Raw genomic sequence first — 16,754 nt, 5'->3', positions numbered from 1 at the left:
TAGCCCTTACTTGGAGTAGAGCTCGACAATCAGGCTTTCGTTGATGTCGGCGGACAGATCACTGCGAGCAGGAACGTTCTTGAAAACGCCCGACTTCTTCTCAGTGTCTACTTCTACCCATTCTACGCGGCCACGTTGGGCACACAGATCGAGAGCTTGGACAATGCGAAGCTGGTTTTTTGCTTTCTCGCGAACTGCAACCACGTCACCAGCACGAACCTGATACGACGGAACGTTTACGGTCTGACCGTTAACGCTGATCGACTTGTGCGATACCAGCTGGCGGGATTCGGCACGAGTCGAACCAAAGCCCATACGGTATACAACGTTGTCCAGACGGCATTCGAGCAGTTGCAGCAGGTTTTCACCGGTTGCACCTTTCTTGCCAGCAGCTTCTTTGTAGTAGCCGCTGAACTGACGCTCGAGAACGCCGTAGATACGACGGACCTTCTGCTTTTCACGCAGTTGGGTGCCGTAGTCGGACTGGCGACCGCGGCGTTGGCCGTGGATACCAGGTGCTGCTTCAATGTTGCACTTCGATTCGATCGCGCGCACGCCGCTCTTCAGGAAGAGATCGGTGCCTTCGCGACGAGCGAGTTTGCATTTTGGACCAATGTAACGAGCCATTCTTTACAATCTCCTGGATTACACGCGGCGCTTCTTCGGCGGACGGCACCCGTTGTGCGGGATTGGCGTCACGTCGGTGATGCTGGCGATCTTATAGCCACAGCCGTTCAATGCACGGACAGCAGACTCACGACCTGGACCTGGACCTTTGACGTTAACGTCGAGGTTTTTCAGGCCATATTCCAGCGCAGCTTGACCAGCACGTTCAGCAGCTACTTGAGCAGCAAACGGGGTGGACTTGCGGGAACCGCGGAAACCCGAACCACCGGAGGTAGCCCAAGAAAGCGCGTTACCTTGACGGTCGGTGATGGTCACGATTGTGTTGTTAAAAGAAGCATGGATGTGGGCGATGCCATCAACCACTGTCTTTTTAACTTTTTTACGAGGACGAGCAGCAGGTTTTGCCATGATTAATTTCCTGTCGATTCGCGTGGGCGATTACTTGCGGATCGGCTTACGCGGACCTTTACGGGTACGCGCGTTAGTCTTGGTACGCTGACCGCGCACTGGAAGACCACGACGATGACGCAGACCGCGGTAGCAACCGAGATCCATCAAACGCTTGATTTTCATGTTGACTTCGCGACGCAGGTCACCTTCAGTGGTGAACTTCGCCACTTCGCCACGCAACTGTTCAATCTGCTCGTCGCTCAGATCTTTGATCTTTGCGGCTGGGTTTACCCCAGTCTCTGCGCAAATTTTCTGCGCAGTAGTGCGACCAACACCATAGATGTAGGTCAGCGAGATAACAGTGTGCTTGTTATCTGGAATGTTAACGCCTGCAATACGGGCCATTCAGTGGGACTCCAATTGACAGCTACCTACGCCCCGGAAGCCAAGAAATAGGGCGCGAGATAATATCGCTGTAATAACAAATAATCAACCCGGCAGCGCACTAGCTGCCGGGCTTCAAGCGGATCACACTCAGCCTTGGCGCTGTTTGTGACGCGGTTCCGCGCTGCAAATTACTCGAACAACACCTTCGCGGCGAATAATTTTGCAGTTACGGCACAGCTTTTTCACCGATGCACGAACTTTCATCACCAACTCCTCGAACCTTATGGGTACTCAGCGCAACATGCCGCTGCCGTAACCCTTCAGGTTGGCTTTCTTCATCAGGGATTCGTACTGGTGCGAAACGAGGTGCGATTGTACTTGGGACATGAAGTCCATCACAACCACGACCACGATCAGCAACGAGGTCCCGCCAAGGTAGAACGGAACGTTTGCCGCAACCACCAGGAACTGGGGCAACAGACATACGGCCGTCATATATAGAGCACCGAACAGGGTCAAACGGGTCAGAACGCCATCAATGTAGCGCGCCGACTGCTCGCCCGGACGGATACCCGGAATAAAGGCACCGGACTTCTTCAGGTTTTCCGCTACGTCTTTCGGATTGAACATCAACGCCGTATAGAAGAAGCAGAAGAAAATAATCCCTGCACTAAACAGCAGAATATTCAACGGCTGACCAGGAGCGATCGACTGCGAGATGTCCTGCAACCAGCCCATACCTTCAGACTGACCGAACCAGGTACCCAACGAAGCCGGGAACAGCAAAATGCTGCTCGCGAAAATAGCCGGAATAACACCGGCCATGTTCACCTTCAGCGGCAAGTGGCTAGTCTGCGCAGCGAAGACCTTACGGCCCTGCTGACGCTTGGCGTAGTGAACAGCAATACGACGCTGACCACGCTCAATGAACACCACAAAACCGATAATCGCTACTGCCAGCAAACCGATCGCAACCAGGGCAAAAATGTTGATATCACCCTGACGCGCAGACTCGAAAGACTGCCCGATCGCTCTCGGAAGACCGGCGACGATACCTGCGAAAATCAACATCGAGATACCGTTGCCAACACCACGCTCAGTAATCTGCTCACCCAGCCACATCATGAACATCGCACCAGCCACAAAAGTGGATACCGCGACGAAATGGAAGCCAAAGTCACCAGTGAACGATACGCCCTGCCCTGCCAGACCAATGGACATGCCAATAGCCTGAACGAGAGCGAGAACGACAGTGCCGTAGCGGGTGTACTGAGCAATCTTGCGACGCCCAGCTTCACCTTCCTTCTTCAACTGTTCCAGCTGCGGGCTGACGGCTGTCATCAGCTGCATGATGATCGATGCCGAAATGTACGGCATGATCCCCAGTGCAAAGATGCTCATCCTTTCCAGCGCGCCGCCGGAGAACATGTTGAACAAGCTAAGAATGGTCCCCTCATTCTGTCGAAACAGTTCTGCGAGTCGGTCCGGGTTAATACCTGGAACCGGGATGTGTGCGCCTATTCGGTAGACGATAATCGCCAGGAACAGAAAACGCAGACGAGCCCAGAGTTCAGACATACCGCCTTTGCCGAGCGCAGAGAGAGCACCTTGCTTAGCCATTTATTCCTCGAACTTGCCGCCAGCTGCTTCGATAGCCGAACGCGCACCTTTGGTGGCGCCGATTCCCTTGCCGATAGTGACAGCGCGAGTCACTTCACCGGACAGCATGATTTTCACACGCTGTACGTTGACGTTAATCACGTTGGCATCTTTCAGGGACTGCACGGTGACGATGTCGCCTTCCACTTTAGCCAGCTCGGACAGACGCACTTCTGCGCGATCCATAGCCTTGAGGGAAACGAAACCGAACTTCGGCAGGCGACGATGCAGCGGCTGTTGACCGCCTTCAAAGCCTGGAGCAATGGTGCCACCGGAGCGGGAGGTCTGACCTTTGTGGCCGCGGCCACCAGTCTTACCCAAACCGCTACCGATACCACGGCCCGGACGATGCTTTTCACGACGGGAACCCGGCGCTGGACTCAGATCATTGAGTTTCATCGATTAACCCTCGACACGCAGCATGTAGTAAGCCTTGTTGATCATCCCGCGATTCTCGGGAGTATCCTGGACTTCTACAGTGTGACCGATGCGACGCAGACCCAAACCCTTAACGCACAATTTGTGGTTAGGGATGCGGCCGGTCATGCTTTTGATCAGCGTTACTTTAACGGTAGCCATGATCAGAAGATCTCCTTGACGGTCAAGCCACGCTTGGCAGCAATAGACTCAGGAGATTGCATGGCTTTCAGACCCTTGAAAGTGGCGTGAACCACGTTTACCGGGTTAGTCGAGCCGTAGCACTTGGCCAGAACGTTCTGAACGCCAGCAACTTCGAGGACAGCACGCATAGCGCCGCCAGCGATGATACCGGTACCTTCAGAAGCAGGCTGCATGTACACCTTCGAAGCGCCGTGAGCGGACTTCATTGCGTACTGCAGAGTGGTGCCGTTCAGGTCAACTTGGATCATGTTGCGGCGAGCAGCTTCCATTGCCTTCTGGATCGCAGCAGGCACTTCACGTGACTTGCCACGGCCGAAGCCAACACGCCCTTTACCATCACCCACCACGGTCAACGCGGTGAAAGTGAAGATACGGCCGCCTTTAACGGTTTTGGCTACGCGGTTAACTTGAACCAGCTTCTCAATGTAGCCTTCGTCGCGCTTTTGGTCGTTATTTGACATAACTTAGAACTCCAGCCCAGCTTCACGAGCAGCATCAGCCAGCGCTTTAACGCGGCCGTGGTACTTGAAGCCAGAGCGGTCGAAAGCCACTTGCGAGACGCCAGCGGCCTTAGCACGCGTAGCGACCAGCTGGCCAACCTTTGTGGCCGCGTCGATGTTGCCAGTGGCACCATCACGCAGTTCTTTATCCAAAGTCGAGGCGCTTGCCAAGACTTTGTTGCCGTCGGCCGAGATGACCTGGGCGTAGATGTGCTGCGACGAGCGGAACACGCAGAGACGCACGACTTCGAGTTCGTGCATTTTCAGGCGTGCTTTGCGAGCGCGACGCAGTCGAGTAACTTTTTTGTCGGTCATTTGCTATGCCCTACTTCTTCTTGGCTTCTTTACGACGGACGACTTCGTCCGCGTAGCGCACACCTTTGCCTTTGTACGGCTCTGGTGGACGGAAGTCGCGGATCTCAGCGGCCACTTGACCTACCAGCTGCTTATCGATGCCCTTGATCAGGATATCGGTCTGGCTAGGAGTCTCAGCGGTGATGCCTTCCGGCAGTTCGTAATCCACTGGGTGCGAGAAGCCAAGGGCAAGGTTCAAAACCGTGCCTTTTGCTTGCGCTTTGTAACCAACACCGACCAGCTGGAGCTTACGCTCGAAGCCTTGGCTTACGCCTTGGACCATGTTGTTTACCAACGCACGCGTGGTACCGGCCATTGCGCGAGTTTGTTGATCGCCATTGCGAGCAGCGAAACGCAGCTCACCAGCTTCTTCAACAATCTCAACGGACGAATGGATGTTCAGTTCAAGAGTGCCCTTGGCACCCTTCACCGAAAGCTGTTGGCCTGCGAATTTTACTTCGACACCGGCTGGCAGCTTAACGGGGTTCTTAGCGACGCGAGACATGCTTATCCCCCCTTAGAACACAGTGCAAAGAACTTCGCCGCCGACACCGGCAGCGCGCGCAGCACGATCCGTCATCACACCTTTGTTGGTGGAGACGATAGACACGCCAAGACCGCCACGAACTTTCGGCAGATCTTCAACGGACTTGTACTGACGCAGGCCTGGACGACTAACGCGCTTCACTTCTTCGATAACCGGACGGCCTTCGAAGTACTTCAGCGAGATGGACAACGACGGCTTAGCGTCGGTGGTGATCTGAAAATCCGCGATGTAACCTTCGTCCTTCAGGACTTTTGCTACAGCCACCTTCAGCGTGGAAGACGGCATGCTTACGACAGACTTTTCAGCCATCTGGGCATTACGGATTCGAGTTAGCATGTCCGCTAACGGGTCCTGCATACTCATGGGCTAGACGCTCCTAATACAGAAAAATTAGCCTTGCGGCTACTACTTGTCGCCGAGAACTTCCGGGCATGAAAAACACGGGCTCAGGCGAGCCGGTCATTCTAGACACACCCCAGAAATGAATCAAGCCCCAAAAGGGGCTTGATTCAAATTCAAGGCCACCGATGGTCAGGTTCTTACAAACCCGACCATCAAGGCTTTGACAGCGATTACCAGCTGGCTTTAACCAGACCTGGAACGTCACCACGCATTGCAGCTTCACGCAACTTGTTACGGCCAAGGCCGAACTTGCGGTAAACGCCGTGCGGACGACCAGTCAGGCGGCAACGGTTACGCATGCGCGAAGCGCTTGCGTCACGTGGTTGCTTCTGCAGAGCTACGGTAGCTTCCCAACGCGCTTCTGGACTTGCGTTCAGATCAACGATGATAGCTTTCAGCGCTGCACGCTTGGTGGCGTACTTGGCAACAGTGAGCTGACGCTTCAGCTCACGGTTTTTCATGCTCTTCTTGGCCATTTTCCTACTCCAATCAGTTGCGGAACGGGAATTTGAAAGCGCGCAGCAGAGCGCGGCCTTCATCATCGTTCTTGGCAGTGGTGGTCAGGGTAATGTCCAGACCGCGGAGAGCATCGATCTTGTCGTAGTCGATTTCCGGGAAAATGATCTGCTCTTTTACGCCCATGCTGTAGTTACCACGACCATCGAAGGACTTGGCATTCAGGCCGCGGAAGTCGCGAACCCGAGGCAGGGAGATCGACAGCAGACGATCCAGGAACTCATACATACGCTCACGGCGCAGAGTCACCTTGACACCGATCGGCCATCCTTCGCGGACTTTAAAGCCAGCGATGGATTTACGAGCGTAGGTCACAACGACTTTTTGGCCGGTGATCTTTTCCAGGTCAGCAACAGCGTGCTCGATGACTTTTTTGTCGCCGATCGCTTCGCCCAGACCCATGTTCAGGGTGATTTTGGTAACGCGCGGAACTTCCATCACGTTCGAAAGCTTAAGTTCTTCCTTAAGTTTCGGAGCGATTTCCTTCCGGTAAATCTCTTTTAGTCGTGCCATGGTCTTCTACCTAGCAGTGTTCAAGCATCAACCGCTTTTTGGGTCGACTTGAAGACACGAATTTTCTTACCTTCTTCTACTTTGAAACCAACGCGGTCAGCCTTGTTGGTTTCGCCATTGAAGATGGCTACGTTAGAAGCGTGCAGTGGCGCTTCTTTCTCGACGATACCGCCTTGTACGCCCGACATCGGGTTAGGCTTGGTATGACGCTTGACCAGGTTCAGACCACCAACAACCAGACGGTTGTCAGCAAGAACCTTCAGCACCTTACCGCGCTTACCTTTGTCTTTGCCGGCGATCACGATGATCTCGTCGTCACGACGAATCTTTTGCATGTCGGATCTCCTTACAGCACTTCTGGGGCGAGCGAGACGATCTTCATGAACTTCTCAGTACGAAGTTCACGGGTCACTGGCCCAAAGATACGGGTGCCGATCGGCTCTTGCTTGTTGTTCAGAAGAACAGCAGCGTTGCCATCAAAGCGGATAATGGAGCCATCAGCACGACGTACGCCGTGACGAGTGCGGACTACAACAGCAGTCATCACTTGGCCTTTTTTCACTTTACCGCGAGGAATTGCTTCCTTCACGGTAACTTTGATGATGTCACCGATACCAGCGTAACGACGATGGGAGCCACCCAGCACCTTGATGCACATAACACGGCGAGCGCCGCTGTTATCGGCCACATCGAGCATGGATTGAGTCTGAATCATATAATTTCTCCGACCCCTAGTCCTTAGACTTCCACAGCGCGTTCGAGAACATCAACCAGTGCCCAAGACTTGGTCTTGGCCATCGGACGAGTTTCACGAATAGTGACTTTGTCGCCGATGTGGCACTGATTGGTTTCGTCGTGCGCGTGCAGCTTAGTCGAACGCTTAACATATTTACCGTAGATCGGGTGCTTTACGCGACGCTCGATCAGAACGGTGATGGTTTTGTCCATCTTGTCGCTGACAACACGGCCAGTCAGCGTACGGACAGTTTTTTCGGCTTCAGCCATGATCACTTACCTGCCTGCTGGTTAAGCACAGTCTTCACGCGAGCGATGTCACGCTTAACTTGCGAGAGCAGATGAGACTGCCCCAACTGGCCAGTTGCTTTCTGCATACGCAGATTGAACTGGTCGCGCAGCAAGCCGAGCAGTTGCTCGTTCAGCTGCTGTGCGGATTTTTCACGAAGTTCATTCGCTTTCATCACATCACCGTCCGTTTAACAAAGGCGGTGGCGAGCGGCAGCTTTGCAGCAGCCAGGGCAAAAGCCTCACGCGCCAGCTCTTCAGTTACACCCTCGATTTCATACAGGACTTTGCCTGGCTGAATCTGGGCAACCCAGTATTCCACGTTACCCTTACCTTTACCCATACGAACCTCGAGAGGCTTTTTGGAGATCGGCTTGTCCGGGAATACACGGATCCAGATCTTGCCGCCACGTTTAACGTGACGGGTCAGAGCACGACGCGCTGACTCGATCTGACGAGCGGTGAGACGACCACGAGCTACAGACTTCAGCGCGAACTCGCCGAAGCTGACTTTGCTACCGCGCTGAGCCAGGCCACGGTTGTGACCTGTCATCTGCTTGCGGAACTTCGTACGCTTAGGTTGCAACATTTGGCGTACCCCTTACTTAGCAGCTTTTTTACGAGGCGCTGGTGCTTGTGGTTTCAGTTCTTCTTGGCGACCACCAATTACTTCGCCTTTGAAGATCCAAACCTTTACACCGATCACACCATAAGTGGTGTGAGCTTCGTAGTTGGCATAGTCGATGTCGGCACGCAGGGTGTGCAGTGGCACACGACCTTCGCGATACCATTCAGTACGTGCGATTTCAGCACCGCCGAGACGACCGCTCACTTGGATTTTGATGCCTTTGGCACCAATGCGCATGGCGTTTTGTACAGCGCGCTTCATAGCGCGACGGAACATAACGCGACGCTCCAGCTGCTGAGCTACGCTCTGCGCAACCAGCATACCGTCGAGCTCCGGCTTACGGATCTCTTCGATATTGATGTGCACAGGCACACCCATTTGCTTGGTCAGGTCCTGACGCAGTTTCTCAACATCTTCACCTTTCTTCCCGATAACGATACCTGGACGAGCGGTGTGGATGGTGATACGTGCAGTTTGCGCCGGACGATGGATATCGATACGGCTTACGGACGCGCTTTTTAGTTTGTCTTGGAGATACTCACGCACCTTCAGATCAGCGAACAAATAGTCCGCATAAGTCCGACCGTCTGCGTACCAGACGGAGGTGTGCTCCTTGACGATTCCCAGGCGAATGCCAATGGGATGTACTTTCTGACCCATCTCTTCGACTCCGTTACTTGTCAGCAACCTTGACAGTGATATGGCAAGACCGCTTGACGATGCGATCAGCACGGCCTTTGGCACGTGGCATGATGCGCTTCAGCGAACGCCCTTCGTTGACGAAAACGGTGCTGACCTTCAGGTCATCAACGTCTGCGCCTTCGTTATGCTCGGCGTTGGCTACGGCCGACTCCAGCACTTTCTTCATGATCTCGGCGGCTTTCTTACTGCTGAAAGCCAACAAGTTGAGCGCTTCGCCCACCTTCTTCCCGCGAATCTGGTCGGCGACCAAGCGGGCTTTCTGGGCGGAGATTCGAGCGCCCGACAACTTAGCGGCTACTTCCATTTCCTAACCCCTTAACGCTTGGCTTTCTTGTCTGCCACGTGCCCACGATAAGTGCGGGTACCGGCAAACTCGCCCAGTTTGTGGCCGACCATGTCTTCGTTAACGAGAACTGGGACGTGTTGACGACCGTTGTGTACTGCGATGGTCAGACCGACCATTTGTGGCAGGATCATAGAACGACGCGACCAAGTCTTAATTGGTTTGCGATCGTTCTTTTCCGCCGCCACTTCGATCTTCTTCAGTAGGTGAAGATCAATAAAAGGACCTTTTTTCAGAGAACGTGGCACTGTCGTATCCCTCTATTTACTTGCGACGACGGACGATCATTTTGTCGGTACGCTTATTACCACGAGTCTTCGCGCCCTTAGTCGGGAAGCCCCATGGCGATACCGGATGACGACCACCAGAGGTACGACCTTCACCACCACCATGTGGGTGGTCAACCGGGTTCATGGCAACACCACGAACGGTTGGGCGAACGCCACGCCAGCGTTTGGCACCAGCTTTACCCAGCGAACGCAGGCTGTGCTCGGAGTTCGAGACTTCGCCCAGGGTCGCACGGCATTCAGCCAGGACTTTACGCATCTCACCGGAGCGAAGACGCAGGGTAACGTACACGCCTTCACGAGCGATCAGCTGTGCCGAAGCACCAGCGGAACGAGCGATCTGCGCGCCTTTACCTGGCTTCAATTCGATGCCGTGTACGGTGCTACCAACTGGAATGCTGCGCAGTTGCAACTGGTTGCCCGGCTTGATCGGAGCCAAAGCACCCGAAATCAGCTGGTCGCCAGCGCTCACGCCTTTAGGGGCGATGATGTAACGGCGTTCGCCGTCTGCGTACAACATAAGAGCAATGTGAGCAGTACGGTTTGGATCGTATTCGATACGCTCAACAGTGGCTGGAATGCCATCTTTGTCGTTGCGACGGAAGTCGACCATACGGTAATGCTGCTTATGACCACCACCGATATGACGGGTAGTAATACGGCCATTGTTGTTACGACCACCAGTCTTCGATTTTTTCTCGAGCAGCGGTGCGTGAGGAGCGCCTTTATGCAGCTCCTGGTTGACCACCTTGACCACAAAACGGCGGCCAGGGGAAGTCGGTTTGCATTTAACGATTGCCATGATGCACCCCTTCCTTACTCAGCACTGCTGCTGAAATCGAGATCTTGGCCTGGCTGAAGGGAGATAACTGCCTTCTTCCAGTCATTGCGCTTGCCCAGACCGCGAGCCGTGCGCTTGCTCTTACCCAGAACGTTCAGGGTAGTAACACGCTCAACTTTCACGCTGAACAGGCTTTCGACGGCCTTCTTGATTTCCAGCTTGGTTGCGTCAGTTGCAACCTTGAAAACGAACTGGCCTTTCTTGTCAGCCAGAACCGTAGCCTTTTCGGAAACGTGCGGGCCAAGCAGAACTTTAAATACGCGTTCCTGGTTCATCCCAGCAGCTCCTCGAATTTCTTCACGGCCGACACGGTGATCAACACCTTGTCGTATGCGATCAGACTAACTGGATCGGAACCTTGAACGTCACGTACATCTACGTGCGGCAGGTTACGAGCAGCCAGGTACAGGTTCTGATCAACAGCGTCCGACACGATGAGAACATCGGTCAGGCTCATGTTGTTCAGCTTGCCCAGCAGATCTTTGGTTTTTGGAGTTTCAACAGCGAAATCCTGAACCACGATCAGACGATCAGTACGCACCAGCTCAGCAAGGATGGAACGCATTGCTGCGCGATACATCTTCTTGTTCAGCTTCTGGGAGTGATCCTGTGGACGAGCTGCGAAAGTGGTACCGCCGCCACGCCAGATTGGGCTACGGATAGTACCGGCACGAGCACGGCCAGTACCTTTCTGACGCCATGGGCGCTTACCGCCACCACGAACGTCGGAACGGGTCTTTTGCTGCTTGCTACCTTGACGGCCGCCGGCCATGTAGGCCACGACTGCTTGGTGAACCAGCGTCTCGTTGAATTCGCCGCCAAATGTCAGTTCGGAAACTTCGATCGCTTGAGCGTCATTTACATTTAATTGCATGTCAGCTTCCCCTTAACCGCGAGCCTTGGCTGCTGGACGTACAACCAGATTGCCGCCAGTAGCGCCAGGAACAGCGCCCTTGACCAACAACAGATTGCGTTCAGCGTCCACGCGCACTACTTCCAGGGACTGCACGGTCACGCGCTCAGCGCCCATATGACCGGACATTTTTTTGCCCTTGAATACACGACCAGGAGTCTGGCACTGGCCGATAGAGCCTGGGACGCGGTGGGATACGGAGTTACCGTGGGTGTTATCTTGCCCGCGGAAATTCCAACGCTTGATCGTACCCTGGAAGCCTTTACCCTTGGACTGACCGGTTACATCAACCAGTTGACCAGCGGCGAAGATTTCAGCGTTGATCAGATCGCCAGCCTGGTAGTCGCCTTCTTCAAGACGGAACTCCATGACAGTGCGACCAGCGGCAACGTTCGCCTTAGCGAAGTGGCCAGCCTGAGCTGCTGTAACACGCGAAGCACGACGCTCGCCTACAGTGACTTGCACTGCACGATAGCCATCGGTCTCTTCAGTTTTGAACTGGGTGACGCGATTCGGTTCGATCTCAATGACCGTGACCGGAATGGAGACACCTTCTTCGGTGAAAATACGGGTCATACCGCATTTACGACCGACTACACCAATAGTCATGTTGTAAACCTCATGAGTGTACGGGGCTTTCACCCGCTATGGCCGCCCATTTCAGAGCGTTACACGACTAAGACCGAGTCTTAGCCGAGGCTGATCTGTACTTCCACACCGGCCGCAAGATCAAGCTTCATAAGCGCATCAACGGTTTTATCCGTTGGCTGGACGATGTCCAGAACGCGCTTATGAGTACGGATCTCGTACTGGTCACGCGCGTCTTTGTTGACGTGCGGAGAGACCAGAACGGTGAACCGCTCTTTACGGGTAGGCAGTGGAATTGGACCACGCACTTGAGCACCAGTACGTTTCGCGGTTTCCACGATTTCCTGGGTGGATTGGTCGATCAGGCGATGGTCAAAAGCCTTCAACCTGATACGGATTTGCTGATTTTGCATTGGATTTCAGACTCCGGCTGCTATTCCCACCGAGCGCAATACGCCCGTTAAAAGGAGGCGCAATTCTATAGACGCCCCAGATAGGTGTCAACCCAATAAAAAAAGCCCCCGCTAAGCGGAGGCTTTTTTCAATTCATCATTTAACTCAAAAGAGTTAGGCGATGATTTTGGCTACGACGCCAGCGCCGACGGTACGACCGCCTTCACGGATAGCGAAACGCAGACCATCTTCCATTGCGATGGTTTTGATCAGGGTGACAACCATTTTGATGTTGTCGCCTGGCATTACCATTTCAACGCCTTCCGGCAGTTCGCAGTTACCGGTCACGTCAGTGGTCCGGAAGTAGAACTGTGGACGGTAGCCTTTGAAGAACGGAGTGTGACGACCGCCTTCTTCTTTGCTCAACACGTACACTTCAGCTTCGAAGGTAGTGTGCGGCTTAACCGAACCCGGCTTAACCAGAACCTGGCCACGCTCTACGTCGTCACGCTTGGTGCCGCGCAGCAGCACGCCGCAGTTCTCGCCAGCACGACCTTCGTCGAGCAGCTTACGGAACATTTCAACACCGGTGCAGGTGGTGACGGTAGTGTCACGCAGACCAACGATTTCCAGTGGATCCTGAACGCGAACGATACCGCGCTCGATACGACCAGTCACAACAGTACCGCGACCCGAGATCGAGAATACGTCTTCGATTGGCATCAGGAACGGCTTGTCGATTACGCGAACTGGATCCGGAATGTAGGTATCCAGAGTCTCAACCAGCTTACGAACGGCAGTGGTGCCCATTTCGTTGTCGTCTTTGCCTTCCAGAGCCATACGAGCCGAACCGATGATGATCGGAGTGTCGTCGCCTGGGAAGTCATAGGTGGACAGCAGGTCGCGAACTTCCATCTCAACCAGTTCCAGCAGCTCAGCGTCGTCTACCAGGTCAGCCTTGTTCAGGAAAACCACGATGTACGGAACGCCAACCTGACGGGACAGCAGGATGTGCTCACGGGTTTGCGGCATCGGACCATCAGCGGCCGAGCAAACCAGGATTGCGCCGTCCATCTGAGCAGCACCGGTGATCATGTTCTTCACATAGTCAGCGTGACCTGGGCAGTCAACGTGAGCGTAGTGACGGATCAGCGAGTTGTATTCAACGTGCGCGGTGTTGATGGTGATACCACGAGCTTTTTCTTCTGGTGCGCTGTCGATCTTGTCGAAATCAACGATTGCGGAACCGAAAACTTCGGAGCAAACGCGAGTCAGAGCAGCAGTCAGAGTGGTTTTACCGTGGTCAACGTGACCGATGGTGCCAACGTTGACGTGCGGTAGGGAACGATCAAATTTTTCTTTAGCCACGACAATTAACTCCTAGCCTAAAGGGGCTGAATCAGCCTTGTTTTTTGGTAACAGACTCGACGATGTGCGACGGGGCTGTATCGTATTTTTTGAATTCCATAGAGTAGCTTGCGCGACCCTGGGACATGGAACGAACGTCGGTCGCATAACCGAACATTTCACCCAGCGGAACTTCAGCACGAATTACTTTGCCGGAGACCGTGTCTTCCATACCCTGAATCATGCCGCGACGACGGTTAAGGTCGCCCATGACATCACCCATATAGTCTTCAGGCGTAACAACCTCTACAGCCATGATCGGCTCGAGCAACTCACCACCACCCTTCTGGGCCAGTTGCTTGGTCGCCATGGAAGCAGCCACTTTAAACGCCATCTCGTTGGAGTCGACGTCGTGGTAAGAACCATCGAACACGGTAGCCTTCAGGCCGATCAGCGGATAGCCGGCAACAACGCCGTTCTTCATCTGCTCTTCGATACCCTTCTGGATAGCCGGGATGTATTCCTTAGGAACCACACCACCTACTACTTCGTTCACGAATTGCAGACCTTCCTGACCTTCGTCAGCAGGAGCAAAACGAATCCAGCAGTGACCGAACTGGCCACGACCGCCGGACTGGCGAACGAACTTGCCTTCGATTTCGCAGTTCTTCGTGATGCGCTCACGATAGGAAACCTGAGGCTTGCCGATGTTGGCTTCGACGTTGAACTCACGGCGCATCCGGTCAACCAGGATGTCCAGGTGCAGCTCGCCCATGCCGGAGATGATCGTTTGACCAGTCTCTTCATCAGTCTTAACGCGGAAAGATGGATCTTCCTGAGCAAGCTTGCCCAGAGCGATACCCATTTTTTCCTGGTCATCCTTGGTCTTAGGCTCTACGGCAACCGAAATAACCGGCTCCGGGAAGTCCATACGAACCAGAATGATTGGCTTGTCAGCGTTGCAGAGGGTTTCACCAGTGGTGACGTCCTTCATGCCGATCAGGGCCGCGATGTCACCAGCGCGTACTTCCTTGATCTCTTCACGGGCGTTTGCGTGCATTTGCACCATACGACCCACGCGCTCTTTCTTGCCTTTAACCGAGTTGATCACGCCGTCGCCGGAGTTCAACACGCCCGAGTAAACACGGACGAAGGTCAAAGTACCCACGAATGGGTCAGTAGCGATCTTGAACGCCAGAGCCGAGAACGGCTCCGAATCGTCTGCGTGACGCTCCAGCTCGATTTCCTCGTTATCAGGGTCAGTGCCCTTGATAGCAGGAATATCGGTTGGCGCAGGCAGGAAGTCGATAACGGCGTCGAGAACCAGGGGAACACCCTTGTTCTTGAAGGAAGAACCGCAAACAGCCAGAACGATTTCGCCGGCGATAGTACGCTGACGCAAAGCAGCTTTGATCTCTTCGATCGTCAGCTCTTCGCCTTCCAGGTACTTGTTCATCAGCTCTTCGTTGGCTTCGGCAGCAGCCTGAACCATGTTGTCGCGCCATTCGGCAGCCAATTCCTGCATATCTTCAGGAATAGGCTTACGAACAGGAACCATACCTTTATCAGCATCATTCCAGTACACAGCTTCCATGTTGATCAGGTCGATCTGACCCTGGAAGTTGTCTTCTGAACCGATAGCCAACTGGATTGGCACCGGAGTGTGGCCCAGACGCTTTTTGATCTGTTCGATCACGCGCAGGAAGTTCGCACCAGCACGGTCCATCTTGTTTACGTAAACAAGACGTGGAACACCGTATTTGTTGGCTTGACGCCATACGGTTTCCGACTGAGGCTCAACACCCGAAGTACCGCAGAACACAACGACAGCGCCGTCGAGTACGCGCAGGGAACGTTCAACTTCAATAGTGAAGTCTACGTGGCCCGGGGTATCGATTACGTTGAAGCGGTGCTCGTCTTTGTACTGCTTAGCAGAACCTTTCCAGAAGGCGGTAATGGCAGCAGAAGTAATGGTAATACCACGCTCCTGCTCCTGAACCATCCAGTCTGTGGTCGCGGCGCCGTCATGCACCTCGCCCATTTTGTGACTTTTGCCAGTGTAAAAAAGGACGCGCTCGGTGGTGGTGGTTTTACCAGCATCCACGTGAGCGACGATACCGATGTTACGGTAGCGACTAATCGGAGTAGTACGAGCCATAAAGCCCTCGCAAAATTAGTGAAGCTAAAATTAGAAGCGGTAGTGCGAGAAAGCTTTGTTGGCTTCTGCCATACGGTGCACGTCTTCACGCTTCTTAACAGCAGCACCTTTACCTTCAGCAGCATCCAGCAGCTCGCCAGCCAAACGCAGAGCCATAGACTTCTCGCCACGCTTACGTGCGAAGTCTACCAACCAGCGCATTGCCAGAGCGTTACGACGGGAAGGACGAACCTCGACCGGAACCTGGTAAGTAGCACCACCAACGCGGCGCGACTTCACTTCGACCAGCGGAGCGATGGCGTCGAGTGCTTTTTCGAAGAGTTCCAGGGGATCGGTGCCAGCCTTACGGGTCGCAACGGTTTCCAGGGCACCATAAACGATACGCTCGGCAACGGCTTTCTTGCCGCTTTCCATAACGTGGTTCATGAATTTGGCGAGGATCTGGCTTCCGTATTTCGGATCGTCCAGAATCTCACGCTTTGCTGCTACGCGACGTCTTGGCATGATAAGCCCTCAAGCGGTCTTCAGGTTAGCTCGGGACAGATCCAAAGGATGCGTGCCCGACCTTACTCTTATCGACTCAATAAAATAAAAATCTGCAAAACGGCCGATTACTTCGGACGCTTGGTACCGTACTTCGAACGACCCTGGTTACGACCTTTAACGCCGGAAGTATCCAAAGAACCGCGAACGGTGTGGTAACGAACACCTGGCAAGTCTTTTACACGACCGCCACGGATCAGTACGACGCTGTGCTCTTGCAGGTTGTGGCCTTCACCGCCGATGTACGAGGAAACCTCGAAACCGTTGGTCAGACGCACACGGCATACTTTACGCAGTGCCGAGTTAGGTTTTTTCGGCGTGGTGGTATACACACGGGTGCATACGCCACGACGTTGCGGGCAGTTCTGCAGCGCAGGCACGTCGGATTTCTCGACGATACGCTTACGCGGCTGACGTACCAGCTGGTTGATAGTTGCCATCTACTAGCTCCACTGTTGTCTTGCGACGCTAT

30 protein-coding genes are annotated in these 16,754 nt (G+C 54.1%); all 30 read right to left on the bottom strand.

The window, feature by feature from the left end; translation table 11 throughout:
• Positions 1 to 6 precede the first annotated feature (6 nt).
• The 30 genes from rpsD to rpsL all read right to left on the bottom strand — a co-directional run bounded on the left by rpsD (position 7) and on the right by rpsL (position 16,722).
• Positions 7 to 627 (bottom strand): 30S ribosomal protein S4, encoded by a 621-nt coding sequence (rpsD, locus tag ICA16_RS23900; RefSeq protein ID WP_003176404.1) that lies wholly within the window; start codon positions 625 to 627, stop codon positions 7 to 9.
• A gap of 18 nt (positions 628 to 645) precedes the next feature.
• A complete protein-coding gene (gene rpsK, locus ICA16_RS23895; RefSeq protein ID WP_002555466.1) occupies positions 646 to 1,035 on the bottom strand; it encodes a 30S ribosomal protein S11 in 390 nt (129 codons plus the stop codon).
• 30 nt (positions 1,036 to 1,065) lie between these two features.
• A complete protein-coding gene (gene rpsM, locus ICA16_RS23890) occupies positions 1,066 to 1,422 on the bottom strand; it encodes a 30S ribosomal protein S13 (RefSeq protein WP_150595171.1) in 357 nt (118 codons plus the stop codon).
• Between the two features lie 129 nt (positions 1,423 to 1,551).
• Positions 1,552 to 1,668: a 50S ribosomal protein L36 gene (gene rpmJ, locus ICA16_RS23885; RefSeq protein WP_002555468.1), complete on the bottom strand. Its 117-nt coding sequence runs from the start codon at positions 1,666 to 1,668 to the stop codon at positions 1,552 to 1,554.
• 27 nt (positions 1,669 to 1,695) lie between these two features.
• Positions 1,696 to 3,024: a preprotein translocase subunit SecY gene (gene secY / locus ICA16_RS23880; RefSeq protein ID WP_150595170.1), complete on the bottom strand. Its 1,329-nt coding sequence runs from the start codon at positions 3,022 to 3,024 to the stop codon at positions 1,696 to 1,698.
• Positions 3,025 to 3,462: a 50S ribosomal protein L15 gene (gene rplO, locus ICA16_RS23875; RefSeq protein ID WP_042561340.1), complete on the bottom strand. Its 438-nt coding sequence runs from the start codon at positions 3,460 to 3,462 to the stop codon at positions 3,025 to 3,027.
• 3 nt (positions 3,463 to 3,465) lie between these two features.
• On the bottom strand, positions 3,466 to 3,642 hold the full coding sequence (gene rpmD, locus ICA16_RS23870; protein ID WP_003176408.1) for a 50S ribosomal protein L30: 177 nt from the start codon (positions 3,640 to 3,642) through the stop codon (positions 3,466 to 3,468).
• Positions 3,643 to 3,644: 2 nt separating this feature from the next.
• Complete coding sequence (gene rpsE / locus ICA16_RS23865) at positions 3,645 to 4,145, bottom strand: 30S ribosomal protein S5 (protein WP_003176409.1); 501 nt, start codon at positions 4,143 to 4,145, stop codon at positions 3,645 to 3,647.
• 3 nt (positions 4,146 to 4,148) lie between these two features.
• Positions 4,149 to 4,499: a 50S ribosomal protein L18 gene (gene rplR, locus ICA16_RS23860; RefSeq protein WP_003186037.1), complete on the bottom strand. Its 351-nt coding sequence runs from the start codon at positions 4,497 to 4,499 to the stop codon at positions 4,149 to 4,151.
• Between the two features lie 10 nt (positions 4,500 to 4,509).
• Complete coding sequence (gene rplF, locus ICA16_RS23855) at positions 4,510 to 5,043, bottom strand: 50S ribosomal protein L6 (protein ID WP_003176412.1); 534 nt, start codon at positions 5,041 to 5,043, stop codon at positions 4,510 to 4,512.
• Positions 5,044 to 5,055: 12 nt separating this feature from the next.
• Positions 5,056 to 5,448, bottom strand: a complete 393-nt coding sequence (rpsH, locus tag ICA16_RS23850) for a 30S ribosomal protein S8 (RefSeq protein WP_007966178.1) — start codon at positions 5,446 to 5,448, stop codon at positions 5,056 to 5,058.
• Positions 5,449 to 5,657: 209 nt separating this feature from the next.
• Positions 5,658 to 5,963, bottom strand: a complete 306-nt coding sequence (gene rpsN / locus ICA16_RS23845; protein ID WP_003228726.1) for a 30S ribosomal protein S14 — start codon at positions 5,961 to 5,963, stop codon at positions 5,658 to 5,660.
• Positions 5,964 to 5,976: 13 nt separating this feature from the next.
• Positions 5,977 to 6,516 carry a 50S ribosomal protein L5 gene (gene rplE, locus ICA16_RS23840; RefSeq protein ID WP_003210069.1) on the bottom strand — a complete coding sequence of 180 codons (540 nt, stop codon included), beginning with the start codon at positions 6,514 to 6,516 and terminating at the stop codon, positions 5,977 to 5,979.
• Positions 6,517 to 6,536: 20 nt separating this feature from the next.
• Positions 6,537 to 6,851, bottom strand: a complete 315-nt coding sequence (rplX, locus tag ICA16_RS23835) for a 50S ribosomal protein L24 (protein ID WP_042561341.1) — start codon at positions 6,849 to 6,851, stop codon at positions 6,537 to 6,539.
• Positions 6,852 to 6,862: 11 nt separating this feature from the next.
• Positions 6,863 to 7,231, bottom strand: coding sequence for a 50S ribosomal protein L14 (gene rplN / locus ICA16_RS23830; protein WP_002555479.1), 369 nt, complete (start codon positions 7,229 to 7,231; stop codon positions 6,863 to 6,865).
• 23 nt (positions 7,232 to 7,254) lie between these two features.
• Complete coding sequence (rpsQ, locus tag ICA16_RS23825; RefSeq protein WP_003194644.1) at positions 7,255 to 7,521, bottom strand: 30S ribosomal protein S17; 267 nt, start codon at positions 7,519 to 7,521, stop codon at positions 7,255 to 7,257.
• Positions 7,522 to 7,523: 2 nt separating this feature from the next.
• Positions 7,524 to 7,715 (bottom strand): 50S ribosomal protein L29, encoded by a 192-nt coding sequence (gene rpmC, locus ICA16_RS23820; RefSeq protein WP_002555481.1) that lies wholly within the window; start codon positions 7,713 to 7,715, stop codon positions 7,524 to 7,526.
• The gene (rplP, locus tag ICA16_RS23815; protein WP_003232424.1) at positions 7,715 to 8,128 is read right to left on the bottom strand and encodes a 50S ribosomal protein L16; all 414 of its coding nucleotides are present in this window, start codon (positions 8,126 to 8,128) and stop codon (positions 7,715 to 7,717) included. Before rplP ends, rpmC begins: the two co-directional genes overlap by 1 nt.
• A gap of 12 nt (positions 8,129 to 8,140) precedes the next feature.
• On the bottom strand, positions 8,141 to 8,827 hold the full coding sequence (rpsC, locus tag ICA16_RS23810; protein WP_003176422.1) for a 30S ribosomal protein S3: 687 nt from the start codon (positions 8,825 to 8,827) through the stop codon (positions 8,141 to 8,143).
• Positions 8,828 to 8,840: 13 nt separating this feature from the next.
• Positions 8,841 to 9,173 carry a 50S ribosomal protein L22 gene (gene rplV / locus ICA16_RS23805; protein WP_003103908.1) on the bottom strand — a complete coding sequence of 111 codons (333 nt, stop codon included), beginning with the start codon at positions 9,171 to 9,173 and terminating at the stop codon, positions 8,841 to 8,843.
• Between the two features lie 11 nt (positions 9,174 to 9,184).
• Positions 9,185 to 9,460: a 30S ribosomal protein S19 gene (rpsS, locus tag ICA16_RS23800; protein WP_003228731.1), complete on the bottom strand. Its 276-nt coding sequence runs from the start codon at positions 9,458 to 9,460 to the stop codon at positions 9,185 to 9,187.
• Positions 9,461 to 9,476: 16 nt separating this feature from the next.
• Positions 9,477 to 10,301: a 50S ribosomal protein L2 gene (gene rplB / locus ICA16_RS23795; RefSeq protein ID WP_042561342.1), complete on the bottom strand. Its 825-nt coding sequence runs from the start codon at positions 10,299 to 10,301 to the stop codon at positions 9,477 to 9,479.
• 14 nt (positions 10,302 to 10,315) lie between these two features.
• A complete protein-coding gene (gene rplW, locus ICA16_RS23790; protein WP_002555488.1) occupies positions 10,316 to 10,615 on the bottom strand; it encodes a 50S ribosomal protein L23 in 300 nt (99 codons plus the stop codon).
• Complete coding sequence (rplD, locus tag ICA16_RS23785) at positions 10,612 to 11,214, bottom strand: 50S ribosomal protein L4 (RefSeq protein ID WP_150602056.1); 603 nt, start codon at positions 11,212 to 11,214, stop codon at positions 10,612 to 10,614. The genes rplW and rplD overlap by 4 nt, the downstream gene beginning before the upstream one ends.
• Before the next feature lie 12 nt (positions 11,215 to 11,226).
• The gene (rplC, locus tag ICA16_RS23780) at positions 11,227 to 11,862 is read right to left on the bottom strand and encodes a 50S ribosomal protein L3 (RefSeq protein ID WP_007253310.1); all 636 of its coding nucleotides are present in this window, start codon (positions 11,860 to 11,862) and stop codon (positions 11,227 to 11,229) included.
• 80 nt (positions 11,863 to 11,942) lie between these two features.
• Positions 11,943 to 12,254, bottom strand: coding sequence for a 30S ribosomal protein S10 (rpsJ, locus tag ICA16_RS23775; RefSeq protein WP_003186070.1), 312 nt, complete (start codon positions 12,252 to 12,254; stop codon positions 11,943 to 11,945).
• A 154-nt stretch (positions 12,255 to 12,408) separates the two neighbouring features.
• Entirely contained in the window at positions 12,409 to 13,602 is a 1,194-nt protein-coding gene (gene tuf, locus ICA16_RS23770) for an elongation factor Tu (RefSeq protein WP_042561343.1), read from the bottom strand.
• Positions 13,603 to 13,633: 31 nt separating this feature from the next.
• A complete protein-coding gene (gene fusA / locus ICA16_RS23765; protein ID WP_150602055.1) occupies positions 13,634 to 15,739 on the bottom strand; it encodes an elongation factor G in 2,106 nt (701 codons plus the stop codon).
• A gap of 30 nt (positions 15,740 to 15,769) precedes the next feature.
• Positions 15,770 to 16,243 (bottom strand): 30S ribosomal protein S7, encoded by a 474-nt coding sequence (gene rpsG / locus ICA16_RS23760; RefSeq protein ID WP_007916467.1) that lies wholly within the window; start codon positions 16,241 to 16,243, stop codon positions 15,770 to 15,772.
• Between the two features lie 107 nt (positions 16,244 to 16,350).
• A complete protein-coding gene (gene rpsL, locus ICA16_RS23755; RefSeq protein WP_003186084.1) occupies positions 16,351 to 16,722 on the bottom strand; it encodes a 30S ribosomal protein S12 in 372 nt (123 codons plus the stop codon).
• Positions 16,723 to 16,754 lie beyond the last annotated feature (32 nt).

The organism is Pseudomonas anatoliensis, assembly GCF_017976235.1.
GTDB lineage: Bacteria > Pseudomonadota > Gammaproteobacteria > Pseudomonadales > Pseudomonadaceae > Aquipseudomonas > Aquipseudomonas anatoliensis.
This window is presented reverse-complemented; position numbering and strand designations above follow the sequence as displayed.